Annotated in this window: 6 protein-coding genes; all 6 read right to left on the bottom strand. The window is 73.6% G+C overall.

Going from position 1 to position 15,368, the window contains the following annotated elements; translation table 11 throughout:
* Window positions 1–13 precede the first annotated feature (13 nt).
* The 6 genes from AB0L65_RS58740 to AB0L65_RS58715 all read right to left on the bottom strand — a co-directional run bounded on the left by AB0L65_RS58740 (window position 14) and on the right by AB0L65_RS58715 (window position 15,358).
* A complete protein-coding gene (locus AB0L65_RS58740) occupies window positions 14–916 on the bottom strand; it encodes a VCBS repeat-containing protein (protein ID WP_364265654.1) in 903 nt (300 codons plus the stop codon).
* A 177-nt stretch (window positions 917–1,093) separates the two neighbouring features.
* Window positions 1,094–1,882 carry a hypothetical protein gene (locus AB0L65_RS58735; protein WP_364265652.1) on the bottom strand — a complete coding sequence of 263 codons (789 nt, stop codon included), beginning with the start codon at window positions 1,880–1,882 and terminating at the stop codon, window positions 1,094–1,096.
* On the bottom strand, window positions 1,879–2,778 hold the full coding sequence (locus AB0L65_RS58730; RefSeq protein ID WP_363979381.1) for an ATP-binding cassette domain-containing protein: 900 nt from the start codon (window positions 2,776–2,778) through the stop codon (window positions 1,879–1,881). Before AB0L65_RS58730 ends, AB0L65_RS58735 begins: the two co-directional genes overlap by 4 nt.
* 39 nt (window positions 2,779–2,817) lie before the next feature.
* On the bottom strand, window positions 2,818–4,239 hold the full coding sequence (locus AB0L65_RS58725) for an isochorismate synthase (RefSeq protein ID WP_364265650.1): 1,422 nt from the start codon (window positions 4,237–4,239) through the stop codon (window positions 2,818–2,820).
* A 25-nt stretch (window positions 4,240–4,264) separates the two neighbouring features.
* The gene (locus tag AB0L65_RS58720; protein WP_364265648.1) at window positions 4,265–5,854 is read right to left on the bottom strand and encodes an AMP-binding protein; all 1,590 of its coding nucleotides are present in this window, start codon (window positions 5,852–5,854) and stop codon (window positions 4,265–4,267) included.
* A gap of 93 nt (window positions 5,855–5,947) precedes the next feature.
* Window positions 5,948–15,358, bottom strand: a complete 9,411-nt coding sequence (locus AB0L65_RS58715) for an SDR family NAD(P)-dependent oxidoreductase (RefSeq protein ID WP_364265646.1) — start codon at window positions 15,356–15,358, stop codon at window positions 5,948–5,950.
* Window positions 15,359–15,368: the final 10 nt, after the last annotated feature.

Below are 15,368 nucleotides of genomic sequence, written 5' to 3'. Positions count from 1 at the left end.
CGCTCTTGGGCCATCAGCTGATGACGTCGTACTTGCCGAATCCGGTGCCGACGGTGACCGGCTCGCGGAAGAGGTCGAGCGGGTCCTCGGGCCTGAATTTCCCGGAGTGCTGATACGCCTCGAGCGTTCCGTCGGGGCGCAGGCCCAGCAGGTCGGGCCGGCCGTCCAGGTCGATGTCGGTGAGCGTCACCAGGCGCATGTCCTGCCAGCCGTGGGCGACGGTGTACCAGGTGCCCTCGGTGTCCGCGGCGGCCGGGGTGCCGGGCGGGGCCGCGAACTCGTACAGGTCGAGGTCGCCGTTCGCGCGGCGGACCAGCAGGTCCAGGTTGCCGTTGCCGGTGAAGTCGGCCATGGCGACGGGAAGGTCGTCGACGCCGACCTCGGTGAGCCGCACCGGGTCCTTGTCGTAGGTGTCGTTCCGCACGACCCCCTGGTCGCGGTGGGGGAAGACGTCCACGTTGCCGGCATCCTTGCCCTTGCCGAACGTGTCGTCGGGGCCGGTGCCGGTCACGTCGGCGAACCCGATCGTCTCCCACTCCCGGCCGTCGTCGCGCTTGCCGGACACGCGGATCGGATCGGCGAACGGGCCGATCTCGCCGGGGCCGCCCAGGTTGCGCAGCAGGAAGAAGCCGTGCTCGCCGTTCTCGCCGGGATTGATGCCGTACTCGCTGGCGCTGAACGCGCAGATGTCGGCGTGCCCGTCGCCGGTCGCGTCGACGGCGCGGACGAAGAAGAACCGCCACCAGCCGAAGCCGTCACCGATCTTCACCGGGTCGCCGTAGGTTTCGGTCCCGTTGAACTCGCCGCTGTGCGGATGGACGAACAATTCGCCGGTTTCCGTGTTGCGCACCAACAGGTCCGGCCGCCCGTCGCCGCGGAAGGAACGGCACTGGCCGTTCGCGAAACTCGACGCCATTGTTGAACGCCCCTCCCCGCCAGAATTTCCCGGTCAAGCGTCATCAGTATTCGCGAGCCGGGATAAGGCGGGTAACCCCTAGCGCCCATTAAAGAGGCCGCTCAAGCCCCACTTCGGGGCCGTACGGCACGCCGAATTCCCGGCGCGCGTGACGCGCGCCGGGAGCTGGGGAATCTCTCAGGTGTCGCGCGAGCGGAACAGCGCGAACGCCACGAACAGCAGGACCGCGGTGAACGCGGCCATCACGCCGAGCCCGGACCACGGGAGCATCCGATCCGGCAGCTGCACGGTGGTGGTGATCTGGAGGCCCGCCGAGATCGGCCAGTACGTCGTCACCCAGTCGCCGACCGCGTCGGGCAGCAGCCTGGGCGTGATGACGGGGATGATGAAGTTGATCGCCACCACCACGGTCGTGGCGCTCATCGTGGCCCGCAGCAGGCCGCCGACCGCCACGCCGACCAGGCCGACCAGCGCCCAGATCAGGCCCATGCCGACGATGGCGCGCAGCACGCCCGGCTGGCCGAGCGAGGCGGTGGGCGCGCCGGCCGCCCCGATCACCCGCTGCCCGAGGAAGTACGCGCCGAAGCCCGCCACCAGGCCCGTCAGCAGGGCGATCAGCCCGAACGTGGCAACTTTGGCGGCCAGCAGCCGGCCGCGCCGCGGGACCACGGTCACGCTGGTGCGGATCAGGCCGGTGGCGTACTCGTGGGTCACCACGAGCACGCCCAGCGCGCCCACGGTGATCTGGGCGAACAGGAACCCGCCGTACATGCTGATGTAGGTGGGGTCGAACATCGCCCGGCCGGTCGCGGAGGCCGCCAGGTAGCCCTCGGCCGCGCCGTTGGCGGTGGCCGCGCCCAGGCCGACCATGAGCGCCACGGCGGTGAGGATCGTGGGGATGTTGGACGGTATCGTGCGGAACTTGGTCCACTCGGAGCGGATCGTGTCCGCGATGGCCACGCTCATGCCACACTCGCCTGGAACTCGATGCTGTCACGGGTCAGATCCATGTAGGCCTGCTCCAGGGAGCGCTGCGGCGTCAGCTCCGTCAGCACCACCCCGGCGGCCAGCGCCGCCTTGCCGATCTCCCTGGGCTCCAGCCCGGTGACGATGAGGGCGCCGTCGGCGCCCGGGTGGACGGTGGCGCCGGCCTCGGTCAGGAGCGGGACGAGCAGCTCGTGCTCCTCGGCCCGCACCAGCACGTTGGAGCCCTGCCGGACGAACTCGCTGATGCCGATGTCCGCGATCAGCTTTCCCCTGCCGATCACGATGAGATGGTCGGCGGTCTGCGCCATCTCGCTCATCAGGTGGCTGGAGACCAGCACGGTACGGCCTTCCGCGGCCAGCCCCCGCATCAGCTCGCGGATCCACTTGATGCCCTCGGGGTCGAGGCCGTTGACGGGCTCGTCGAATAACAGCACCTTCGGGTCGCCGAGCAGCGCCACCGCGATGCCGAGCCGCTGCCCCATGCCCAGCGAGAAGCCGCCGGCGCGCTTGCCCGCCACCGACTCCAGCCCGACCAGGCGCAGGACCTCGTCCACCCGACGGGCGGGGATGGCGTTGGTCTGGGCGATGCAGAGCAGGTGGTTGCGGGCCGTGCGCCTGGGGTGCACGGCGCGGGCGTCCAGCAGGGCGCCCACCTCGCGCATCGGCCGGGGCAGGCCCGCGTAGGCGCGCCCGTTGACCGTCACGCTTCCCCCGTCGAGGCGGTCGAGGCCGAGAATGGCCCTCATCGTGGTGGATTTGCCCGCGCCGTTGGGGCCGAGAAATCCGGTGACCCGCCCGGGGTGGACGCCGAACGTCAATCCGTCGACCGCGGTTTTATTGCCGTAGCGTTTCGTCAAGCCGGTTATTTCAATCATTTCCAGCCCCTCCAGAGACCGGTCGTTTCCAAGATCTTCTCATCGGGACTGTCTATATGGTGCCCTTTCCGACAACGGAATCGCCAGCGCATTTAGCATGGGCCGGAACTTGAGCCGGGTCTCCTCCAGCTCGGCCTCCGGGTCGGAGCCCGCCACGATGCCGCACCCGGCGTACAGGGTCGCGGTCTCGTCCTGCACGTGCGCCGAGCGGATCGCCACCGCGAACTCGCCCTCCTGCTCGTCGTTCATCCACCCGACGGGGCCCGCGTACCAGCCGCGGTCGAAGGGCTCGGCGTCGCGCACCCACTCGAGCGCGGCGTGGCGCGGATGACCGCCGACGGCGGGTGACGGGTGCAATCGTTCCACCAGGTCGAGGACGCTGGCGGTCTCCGGGTCGGCGATCTCGCCGACGATGCGGGTGTGCAGGTGCCGCAGGTTCGGCAGGTCGAGCACGTGCGGCTCGTCCGGCACCGTGACCGTGCGGCACACCTGGTCGAACGCGTGCCGCAGCGTCGCGGTGACGATCCGCTGCTCGCGCCGGCTCTTGTCGTCCTGCAGCAGGGCGGCGCGCAGGCACGCGTCCTCGGCGGGCGTCGCGCCGCGCGGCATGGACGCCGCCAGGCTCATCGACTCGGCCCGGCCGCCGCGCAGGCCGACCAGCCGCTCCGGGGTGGCGCCGACGAAGGCGTGCCCGTACGCGGCCACGGCGAAGACGGTGCTCCCCGGTTGCGTGTCGCGCAGGGACCCCAGCACGGAGGCCAGGTCGTACCCCCACGGGGAGGTGATCCGCAGCTGGCGGGCCAGCACGGCCTTGTCGAACCTGCCGCGGGCGATCTGCTCGGTGGTGTGCGCGACCAGCGCCTTCCACTCCGACGCGGAGGGGACCTCGATCATGGTCGTGCCCGGGAGCAGCGGGCTTGGGCAGGGACGGATCCCGCCGGACGAGATCAGGGCGAAGGCGTCCGCGACCGTGCGCGCGGGCCCGTCCGTCGTGGTGGGCCGGGGGTCGACGCTGACGCTGAGCGCGAGCGACGTCGTGCCGTCAGGGTCCCGCGAGATCAGCACCCTGGGCACCCACATCAGCGCCTCGGGCAGCGGCCCGGGGCGCGGTGCGAAGGCGAACCCGCCGACCAGCGACGGCATGGCGCGCGGCCCCGGCCCGCCGACGACCGCGGTCCCGGCCGCCCGCTCCCAGCCTCGCCGGATGCCGGCGAACCTGTCGTGGCCGGTGTGCGTGAAGTCCGTCGCGCTGCCCATCGCTATGACGCTGGCGTGCGGCGACATCCAGACGAAGGTCCGCGTGGACCGCTCGAACAGCGGTCTCAGCAGCCCGACCGGGTCCACGGGCGGGATCTCCTGGCGCCAGGTCGCCAGCGCCGGGCAGGCGTTGTTGCGCGCCTCGATGGTGGCCTTGGCGTGCACTTCCAGGAAGCCGGGCAAGTCGATGTCTGCGACGTGCATCGGGTACATCCTCTGCGAGCGTGGGTTAGCTGAACATCCCGGCGAGCGCCTTCTTGCTGACCTTGCCGAGCGGGGTGACCGGGAGCTCCTGGACGATCTCCAGGCGGTCGGGGAACTTGAAGGCCGCCACCCCGCGCTCTCGCAGGAACGCGGTCAGGTCGCCGAGCGCCGGCGGCGTGCCGCGGGGCACGACGCACGCGCACGCCCGCTCGCCGAGCACCTCGTCGGGCAGGCCCACCAGGGCGACCTCCCTGACGCCCGGGTGCGCGAGCAGGTGGTTCTCCACCTCCTCGGCCGCGATCTTCTCGGCGCCCCGGTTGATCTGGTCCTTGACCCTGCCCTCGAAGACGATGTGCCCGGCCGGCAGCAGCCGTACGAGGTCGCCGGTCCGGTAGTAGCCGTCGGCGGTGAACGTCCTGGCGTTGTGCTCGGGCGCCCGGTAGTAGCCGCGCACCGTGTACGGGCCGCGCGCCAGGAGCTGCCCCACCTCGCCCGGCGCGACGTCGCGGTCGTCCTCGTCGACGACCCGCACCTCGTCGTCCGGGGAGACGGGCAGCCCCTGGCTGACCAGGACCACGTCCTCCGGGTCGTCCCACCGGTGGAACCCGCACAATCCCTCGGCCATGCCGAAGGCCTGCTGGAGCCGGCAGCCGAGCGCGGGCTGGACCCGGCGGGCCAGCTCGTTCTGGAGCTTCGACCCGCCGATCGTGACGCGGCGCAGGCTGGACAGGTCGTATTCGTCCCACTCGGCGGCCTCCATCCACAGCAGGGCCGCGCCGGGGATCAGGCCGGTCTCGGTCACCCCTTCCCGCTCGATGAGCGGGAAGGTCTCGTCCGGGCTGGGGACGGGCGCCAGCACGAGCGTGCCGGCGGCGTGGAAGGTGGCCAGCAGCCCGTGGGTCAGCGGCCAGTTGTGACACAGCGGCAGGCTCACCAGATGGACGGTCTCCTCGCCGTAGTCGCACGCCTCGGCGACCGCGCGCCCGCTGTAGGCCCACTCCTGGTGCGCGCGGGGCACGAGCTTGGGCACGCCGGTCGTACCGCCCGACAGCAGGAAGAGCGCCACGCCGGCGGGGTCGGGCCGGGGCAGGCCGGCCGCCCCGGTGTCCGCGTAGTCCAGCCGGGTGAAGCCGCCCGGGTCGCCCGCGACGAGCACGTGCTTGAGCGTGGGCACCCGCGCGGCCACGTCGGCGGCCAGGTCCCGGTAGTCGAACCCGGCGTGCACGTCCGGGATGACGTACGCGGCCGCCTCCGTGAACTCGCAGAAGTACGTGATCTCGCTGCCGCGGTGGGCCGGCAGCGCCATGACCGGCAGCGCACCGATCCTGAACAGGGCGAACAGCAGCGCGACGAGCTCCGGGACGTTGGGGAGCTGCACGACGACCCGGTCCCCCGGGCCGATGCCGATCTCGCGCAGCCGCGCCGCCATGCGGTCGGCCCGGCTGTCCAGCTCGGCGTAGCTCCACCGGTGGTCGCCTGCCACGAGGGCGAGCTTGTCCGGGTGGGAGCGCGCCCGCGCGCCGAGGATCTCGCCCAACGTCTCGTCGCGCCAGTGACCGGCCGAGCGGTAGCGCTCGGCGAACTCCTCCGGCCAGGGCGTGCAGCCATCCTGCATGGGTGCGTCCTTTCTCAGGTGGGGTCCGCGAGAGGTGGGGTCCGCGAGGGGTGAGGGCCGCGAGGGTGGGCCCGCGAGGGTGGGTCCGTGAGCTCAGCTCACGGCCTCCGCGAGCAGGTGCTCGGCCAGCTCGGCGGGGGTCGGGTAGTCGTAGATCGCGTCGGCCGCCACCTCGATGCCGGTCAGCTCGACGAGCCGGTTGCGCAGCTCCACCGCGGCCATCGAGGAGAAGCCCAGCTCGAAGAACTCCGCGTCCCGCTCCACCGCGTCGGGCAGCGGCAGCTGCAGGATCGCGGCGGCCTGGCCGCGTACCACGTCGAGCACGATGCCGTGGTGCTCGTCGGCCGGGCTGTCGGACAGCAGGCGGCGGAAGGCGGCGATGCCGTCCACCACGTCGTCCGGCCCGTCCTGCCGGGCCGCCGCCTGCGGGATCTCCCCCAGCAGCCGGGCGGGCCCGGCCGCGGCGAGCGCGGCCCAGTCCGGGTCGGCGACGACGAGCGCCCTGTCCCCCTGGCGAATGGCCTGGCGGACGGCGGAGACCGCGTCCGCGGGCTCCTTGAGGCCCGCCGCGACGGCCAGCGCGGGCTGCCCGGACGCGAGCCGCTCGTCGGCGAGCGCGGTGAAGTACTCGTACGTGCCGGCGCCGTCCCCGCCCCAGGCGGCGTGCGCCGGGGCCAGCATGAGGAAGACGGGCACGTCCCCGGCGCGGGCGGGCTTGTCGAGCGCGTACGCCGCCTCGGCGGTCGTGCAGACGACGGCGGTCACCCGGCCCGCGGGCAGCCGCCCGCCGACGGCCCGGACGACCACGCCAGGCTCGCTTTCGAGCTCGGCGTGCGGCTGGGTCAGGACGACCTCGTCCGCGCCGTTGCGCGCGGCCCATCTGGCCAGCTCGGCGGCGGTTTCGTCGAGCGGACCGGCCACCAGGACCGTGCCGCCGGGACGCCATTCGCGGCCGGTCGGGGCGCCGCGCGGCGGTGCCGGGCGCAGCCTGCGGGCGAAGGCCCCGCCGGAGCGCACCGCCACCTCGTTCTCGCCGGTCAGCCCGGACAGCACCCCGCACAACCGGCGCATGACCTGCTCGTCCAGCCGGTCCGGCAGGTCGATCAGCCCGCCGCGCCCCTGACCGGCCGTGGCCCGCAGATCGCCCCAGTCGCGGGCGGCCTGCGGCCCGGCCGGCGGGTCGGACGGCGCCACCTGGATCGCCCCCCGCGTGAGGAACCAGACCGGCGCCGATCCCGCCGGGAGCGCCGGAGCGGTCGCGCCTTCCGGCAGCAGGCACACGACGCCCGCCACGCCACCGTCGGTGTCCGGCATCGCGGACAGCCGTACGGTGTCCGCGCCGTGCGCCGCGAGCCCGGCCACCAGCGCCTGGCCCGATGCGGTGCCGACCGGCGTCCCGTCCGGGCCGGCGCCGTCGGGGGCGACCACCAGCCAGGTGCCGCGGAGCGCGGGTGCGGGCAGGTCCGTCAGGGGCTGCCAGCCGAGCTGGTAGCGCACGTCCGCGTGGTCGGCGCCGTCCTGGCCGCGCAATCTGGCCAGCGCGGGCAGCAGCTCGTCGAGCGTCGCCGCGCCGCGCAGACCGAGCACTGCGAGCAGGCCGTCGCGGTCGCCCCGGGCGACGGCGTCCCACAACTCCTGGTCGGGCCCCGCGGCCTCCTCGTGCCGGGGCGCGTCCGGCCAGTAGCGCTGCCGCTGGAAGGGATAGGTCGGCAGCGGTACGGGCGTGCCCGTGCCGATCACCGCGCCCCAGTCGATGCCGACGCCGTTCGCGTGCGCCCGGGCCAGGGCCTCGACCAGGGTGGTCGCCTCGGCCCGGTCGCGGCGCAGCACCGGCGCGGCGACGCCGTTCCAGCCGTCCAGGCAGTCCTCGACCATGGCCGACAGCACGGCGTCCGGGCCGAGCTCCAGGAACGTGGACACGCCCTGGTCCCGCAGGGTTCGCACGCCGTCGCAGAAGCGCACGGCCTGCCGCAGGTGGCGGGCCCAGTATTCGGGCGAGGTCAGCTCGTCGGCGGTGGCGAGCTCGCCGGTGACGTTGGAGACGATGGGGATGGCGGGCGGCTGGAAGGCCAGCCCCCGCGCCACGCTCACGAACTCCTCCAGCGCGGGCTCCATCAGCGGCGAGTGGAACGCGTGGCTGACGGTCAGCCGCTTGGTCTTGCAGCCGCGCCGGGCCAGCCGTTCGGCCAGCTCCAGCACGCTCGTCTCGTCACCGGACAGGACCAGGGACGCCGGCCCGTTGAGCGAGGCGATGCCGACGCGCTCCTCGTACCCGGCGAGCAGCGTCAGCACCTCCTCCTCGGTGGCGCCGCGCACCGAGACCATCGCGCCGCCGGGCGGCAGCGCCTGCATCAGCCTGCCCCTGGCGGCGACGAGCGTCACCGCGTCGTCCAGCGACAGCACGCCGGCGACGTGCGCGGCGGCGATCTCGCCGATGGAGTGGCCGGCCAGGTAGTCGGGCCGCACGCCCCACGCCTCCAGGACCCGGAACAGGGCGACCTCGACGGCGAACAGCGCCGCCTGCGTGTACCGCGTCTGCTTGAGCAGGTCGGCGTCGCCGGCGATGACCTCGCGCAGCGGCCGGTCGAGGTGCCGGTCGAACCTGGCGCAGACCGCGTCGAAGGCCTCGGCGTACTCGGGGTAGGCCGCGTACAGCTCCTCCCCCATGGCCGGGCGCTGGCTGCCCTGGCCGGTGAAGAGGTATGCCGTCCTGCCGCGGGCCGCCGATCCGGTGATCACGTTGTCCGCCGCCGTCCCCTCGATCGCCGCCTCCAGCCCGGCGGCGAGCTCGTCACGGGTGGCGCCCAGGACGACCAGCCGCCGCTTGAACGAGGACCGCGTGGTGGCGAGCGACCAGGCCAGGTCCGCGGCCGGGCGGGCGGGCCGGGCCGCCAGGTGCTCGCGCAGCCGGCGGGCCTGGGCCTTCAGTGCGTCCTGCGTCTTGGCCGACAGCACCCAGGGGATCACCGGCCGCCCGGTCTCCGCCGGCGGCGCGGCGGGCTCCTCCTGGATCTGCTCCACGATGACGTGCGCGTTGGTGCCGCTGATGCCGAAGGAGGAGACGCCCGCGCGGCGCGGCCTGCCGGTCTCCGGCCACGGGGTGGCCTCGGTGAGCAGCCTGACGGCGCCGGCGTCCCACGCGACGTGCGTCGTCGGCTCGTCCACGTGCAGGGTCTTCGGCAGCACGCCGTGCCGCATGGCCATCACCATCTTGATGACGCCCGCCACTCCGGCCGCGGCCTGGGTGTGGCCGAGGTTCGACTTCACCGAGCCCAGGTAGAGCGGCCGGTCCTGCGGCCGGTCCTGGCCGTAGGTGGCGACGATGGCCTGCGCCTCGATCGGGTCGCCGAGGGTGGTGCCGGTGCCGTGGCCCTCGACGGCGTCGACGTCGGCGGTGCCCAGCCCCGCGTCGGCCAGCGTCTGCTCGATGAGCCGCTGCTGGGAGGGGCCGTTGGGCGCGGTGAGCCCGTAGCTGGCGCCGTCCTGGTTGATCGCGCTGCCGCGTACGACGGCCAGGATGGGGTGGCCGTTGCGGCGCGCGTCGGAGAGCCGCTCGACGAGCAGCATGCCCACGCCTTCCGCCCAGCCGGTGCCGTCGGCGGCCGCGGCGAACGACTTGCAGCGGCCGTTGGAGGCCAGCCCGCGCTGGCGGCTGAAGTCGACGAACACGGAGGGGGTGGACAGCACGGTGACCCCGCCGGCCAGGGCCAGCGAGCACTCGCCGCGCCGCAGCGCCTGGATCGCCATGTGCAGCGCCACCAGCGAGGAGGAGCAGGCGGTGTCGAGGGTGACCGACGGGCCCTCGAACCCGAAGGTGTACGACACCCGCCCGGAGGCGACGCCGGCCGAGATGCCGGTGCCGACCAGGCCCTCGAGGTCGCTCGCCGGTTGCTGCAGGTGCATCCCGTAGTCGTGGTACATCAGGCCGACGTACACGCCGGTCTTGCTGCCGCGCAGCCCGGCCGGGTCGATGCCGGCGTGCTCCAGCGCCTCCCACGAGCTCTCCAGCAGCAGGCGCTGCTGGGGGTCCATGGCCACGGCCTCCCTGGGCGAGATGCTGAAGAACGCCGGGTCGAACGCGGTGGCGTCGTAGACGAAGCCGCCCTCGCGGGCGTACGTGGTGCCGGGGTGCTCGGGGTCCGGGTGGTAGAGCTCGTCCAGGTTCCAGTTGCGGTCGGAGGGGAACATCGACATCGCGTCGCCGCCCTCGGCCACCAGGTTCCACAGCTCGTCGGGGTTGGTGACGCCGCCGGGGAGGCGGCAGCTCATGCCGACGATGACGATCGGCTCCTCCTCACCGGCCCAGGTCGTGGCGGAGACGGCCGTCTGGGGCCCGTCGAGCAGGCGGCCCCGCAGGTACTGGACCAGCTGGACGGGCGTCGGGTAGTCGAAGATCAGCGTGGCGGGCAGCCGCAGCCCGGTGGCCGCGTTCATCCTGTTGCGGAACTCGACGGCGGTCAGGGAGTCGAACCCAGCCTCGTTGAACGGGCGGTCCTGCTCCACGGCGCCGGCGTCGCGGTAGCCGAGCACGGTCGCCACCTGGCCGAGCACCAGGTCGAGCAGCACCCTCGCGTGCTCGGCCTCGGGCATGCGGGCCAGGCGCTCGCGCAGCTCCGACGCGGCGGCCGGGTCGTTGCCCACCACCCGCCGCTTGGAGGTGGGGACGAGCTCCCGCAGGATCGTGGGTAGCGCCCCGAACTGGGCCGCCATCCGCAGCGCGGCGAACTCCAGCCGGATCGGCACCAGCGCCGCCCGGTCGGCGGCGCAGGCCGCATCCAGCAGCGCGAGCCCGTCGGCGGTGGACAGCGGCGCGACCCCGGTGCGCGCCAGTCGCGCCCGGTCGGTCTCGCTGAGGGTGCCGGTCAGCCCGCTGTCCTGCTCCCACAGTCCCCAGGCCAGGGACAGGGCGGGCAGGCCGAGCCGCCCGCGCCACTGCGCGAGGGCGTCCACGAACGCGTTGGCGGCCGCGTAGTTGCCCTGGCCGGGGCCGCCGAAGACGCCGGCGGCCGACGAGAACAGCACGAACGCGGTCAGCGGCAGGTCCTTGGTCAGCTCGTGCAGGTTCAGGACGGCGTCGGCCTTGGCCCGCAGCACGTTGTCGATCCGCTCGGGCGTCAGCGCGGCCAGGACGCCGTCGTCCAGCGCGCCGGCCGTGTGGACGACGCCGGTGAGCGGGTGCTCGTCCGGGATGGCGGCCAGCACGTCCGCCAGCGCCTGCCGGTCGGCGGCGTCGCAGGCGGTGACGGTCACGTCCGCGCCCAGCCCGGTCAGCTCGGTCATCAGGTCGGCCGCGCCGTCGGCGTTGGGGCCGCGCCGGCTGATCAGCACCAGCCGCCGGACCCCGTGCTCGGTCACCAGGTGACGGGCGACGATCCCGCCCAGGGTCCCGGTGCCGCCGGTGATCAGCACGGTCCCGTCGGGGGACCACGTGCCGTGGCCGGCGGGCTCCGCGGCGCGGTGCCGGGCCAGCCGCGGGACCAGGGCCTCGCCTTCGACCAGCGCGAGCTGGGGTTCGCCCGAGGCGAGGGCGGCGGGGACCGCCTGCCAGGACGCGTCCGTGCCGTCCACGTCGAGGAGGACGAACCGGCCGGGGTTCTCCGACTGGGCCGAGCGGATCAGCCCCCATACGGCGGCGCCCGGCAGGTCGTCGCCGATGGCTCCCCGGGTGAGGACGACCAGGGGCACGTCGGCGTACCGCTCCTGTTCGAGCCAGGACTGGGCGGCTGCCAGCACCTCACCGGTCGCGGCGCGGGCGCCGGCGGCCGGGTCGTCGCCCGCGTACGGGGTGCAGACCAGGATCGCCAGGTCCGGCACGGGGCCGTCCGGGTCGAGGGCGTCCACCGGCAGGCCGAGCCGGGAGGGATCACCGCCCGCGAGCGCGTATCGGATGCCGTCCCGGGCGGGGGCGGGCTGCGCGGGCACCCATTCGAGGGCGAACAGCGCGTCCCGCAGCGGGTCCGCGGCGACCTTGAGGTCGGCGGCGGCCATCGCCCGCACGACCAGCGAGTCCACGGAGGCGACAGGTGCGCCGGTGGCGTCGGCCACCTCGATGCGGACCGCGTTCGCTCCCGCGGGCGCCAGCCGGACCCGTAACGTGGCCGCGCCGGTGGCGGCCAGCCGCACGCCGGTCCAGGCGAAGGGCAGGACGGGCCCGGCGCCGTCCTGAGCGGGGAAGAAGTCGCCCACGGCGAGCGGCTGGATGGCCGCGTCGAGCAGCGCCGGGTGCAGCCCGAATCCGGCCAGGTCCGCGGCGGCCTCCTCGGGCAGGGCGACCTCGGCGAACAGCTCCCGGTCGCGCCGCCAGACGGCCCGCAGGCCGCGGAAGGCCGCGCCGTAGCCGACGCCGATGCCCGCGAGCAGCTCGTAGACGTCGTCGGCGCCGACGGCGGTCGCGCCCGCGGGCGGCCACGACGGCTCGCCGAACGCCACGGCGCCGGTGTCCTTGGCGAGGAAACCGGTGGCGTGCCTGGTCCAGGGCTCGTCGTCGAGCCGGGCGTGAATGGTCAGCGCCCGCCGCCCGTCCTCGTCGGGCGCCCCCACGGCCACCTGCACCTGGACGCCGCCACGCTCGGGCAGGATCAGCGGGGCCTGCAAGGTCAGCTCTTCGAGCAGGTCGCAGGCGGCCTCGTCACCGGCCCTGACGGCCAGCTCCACGAACGCCGTGCCGGGCAGCAGCACCTGGCCGTTGACCTGGTGGTCGGCCAGCCACGGGTGGGTCTTCAACGAGAGCCTGCCGGTCAGCAGCACACCCTCGCCGTCCGCGAGCGACACCGCCGCCGCCAGCAGCGGGTGCCCGGCGGGGCCCAGGCCGACCTGGGTGAGGTCGCCGTTGGACTGGACGGTCTTGGGCCAGTACGGCTCGCGCTCGAAGGCGTAGGTGGGTAGTTCGACCTGGTTCGGCCGGGCGGGCTCGTACACACCGGCCCAGTCGATCTCCACGCCGCGTACCCACAGCTCGGCGGCGCTCGTCCACAACCTGCGCAGACCGCCGTCGTCGCGGCGCAGCGTGCCGCAGGCCACCACGTCCTCGACCGTCTCCTGCACCGCCATCATCAGCACCGGGTGAGCACTGACCTCAACGAACACCCCATGGCCCTGCTCGGCCAGCGCCCGCACCGACGGCTCCAACCACACCGTCCGCCGCAGGTTCTCGTACCAGTACGCATCATCCACCTCGGCCCCGGTCAACCAGCACTGCCGCACCGTCGAATACCACGGCACCTCGCCCGCTCGCGGCGTCACCGGAGCCAGCAGCCTCGCCAGCTCCTCCTCGATCGCCTCGACATGCGCCGAATGCGAGGCGTAGTCCACCTCGATCCGCCGCGCCCGCACCCCCTGCGCCTCATAGCCGGCAATCAATTCGTCAATGGCGTCCGCATCGCCTGACACCACCGTCGAGGCAGGCCCGTTCACCGCCGCGATCGAGATCCGGTCACCTGAGATCACTTCTGCAGCCGGTAGCGGGATCGACGCCATACCGCCCCGACCGGCCAGCGCCACGATCGCCTGGCTCCGCAACGCCACCACCCGCGCGCCGTCCTCAAGCGACAACGCACCCGCCACCACGGCGGCGGCGATCTCCCCCTGGGAATGACCGACCACGGCGGCCGGTGTCACGCCGAGCGAGCGCCACACCTCGGCCAGCGACACCATCACGGCCCACAGGACCGGCTGCACCACATCGACCCGGTCCAGACCTTCCCCGCCACGCAGCACCTCGGTGAGGGACCAGTCCACGAACTCCGACAGCGCCGCCTCACACTCCGCCATCCGCGCGGCGAACACCGGCGAGTCGTCCAACAGCTCGACGCCCATGCCGAGCCACTGCGACCCCTGACCGGGGAAGACGAACACCGTCTTGCCGCACGGCCCGGCCACACCCCGCACCGCGTCCTCGTCCAGACCGGCCAGCAGTTCCTCCCGGTCCGCACCGATCACCACCGCACGGTGGTCGAACGCCGAGCGGCCGAGCAACGACCAGCCGACGTCCACCACACCCTGCTCGGGATGCGACCGGGTCCACGAGGCCAGCCGTCCGGCCTGCCGCTCCAACGCCTCACCGGTCCTGGCCGAGAGCGTCCACGGCACGACGGGCAGCTCCCCGCCGGGCTCCGCCGGGGTCTCGGCGGGCGCCTCCTCCAGCACCACGTGCGCGTTCGTGCCGCTCATGCCGAACGACGACACGCCGGCCCGGCGCGGCTCGCCGCCCGCGGGCCAGGGGCGGGCCTCGGTGAGCAGCTCGACCGCGCCCGCCGACCAGTCGATGTGCGGCGAGCGCTCCTCGGCGTGCAGCGTCGCGGGAAGTACGCCGTTGCGCATCGCCATGACCATCTTGATGACGCCCGCCGCGCCGGCGGCGGCCTGCGTGTGGCCGATGTTCGACTTGACCGAGCCGAGCCACACCGGCTGGTCCCGGTCCTGGCCATAGGTGGCGAGCAGCGCCTGGGCCTCGATCGGGTCACCCAGCGGGGTCCCCGTGCCGTGCGCCTCGACCGCGTCGACCTGGACGGGCGCGAGCCTGGCGTCGGCGAGCGCCTGGCGGATCACCCGCTGCTGGGAAGGGCCGTTCGGCGCGGTCAGGCCATTGCTGGCGCCGTCCTGGTTGACCGCCGAGCCGCGGACGACCGCCAGCACCGGGTGGCCGTTGCGGCGGGCGTCCGACAGCCGCTCGACCAGGAGGATGCCGACTCCCTCGGCGAGCCCCATGCCGTCCGCCTCGGCGGAGAACGCCTTGGAGCGACCGTCCCTGGCCAGCCCGCGTACCCGGCTGAAGCCGATGAAGGTGCCCGGCGTGGACAGGACGGTCACGGCCCCGGCCAGCGCCAGCGAGCAGTCCCCGTTGCGCAGCGCCCGTACCGCCAGGTGCAGCGCCACCAGGGATGAGGAGCAGGCCGTGTCGATCGTGACGGCCGGTCCCTCCAGGCCCAGGGTGTAGGAGACGCGGCCCGACACCACGCTCGGGGCGACGCCGGTCATCAGGTAGCCCTGCAGCTCCGGCGGCGCCTGCATCATCATCGTGAGGAATTCGGGGCTGTTGGCGCCCACGAACACGCCGGTCCGGCTGCCGCGCAGCGCGTCCGGGTCGATGCCGGCCCGCTCGATCGCCTCCCACGAGGTTTCGAGCAGCAGCCGCTGCTGCGGGTCCATGGCCACGGCCTCGCGCGGCGAGACGCCGAAGAACGCGGCGTCGAAGGCGGTGGCGTCCCGCATGAAGCCGCCGTCCCGGACGTACGAGGTGCCGACCGCGTCGGGATCGGGGTTGTACATCGACTCCAGGTCCCAGCCGCGGTCGTCCGGCATCCCGGAGATGGCGTCGGTACGGCCGGACACGACCCGCCACAGGTCCTCGGGGCTCGCGATGTCGCCGGGGTAGCGGCAGCCGATGCCGATGATGGCGATGGGCTCGTGGTCCTTGTCCTCGGCCGCCTGCAGCCGCTTCTTGCTGTCGTGGAGCTCGGTCGTCACGCGCTTGAGGTATTCGACGAGCTGCTCTTCTGTCGCCATGTGTGCTGCC

The organism is Nonomuraea sp. NPDC052116, from assembly GCF_040680035.1.
GTDB lineage: Bacteria > Actinomycetota > Actinomycetes > Streptosporangiales > Streptosporangiaceae > Nonomuraea > Nonomuraea angiospora_A.
Note: the sequence above shows the minus strand (reverse complement) of the source record. Positions and strands in the feature narration are given on the sequence as shown.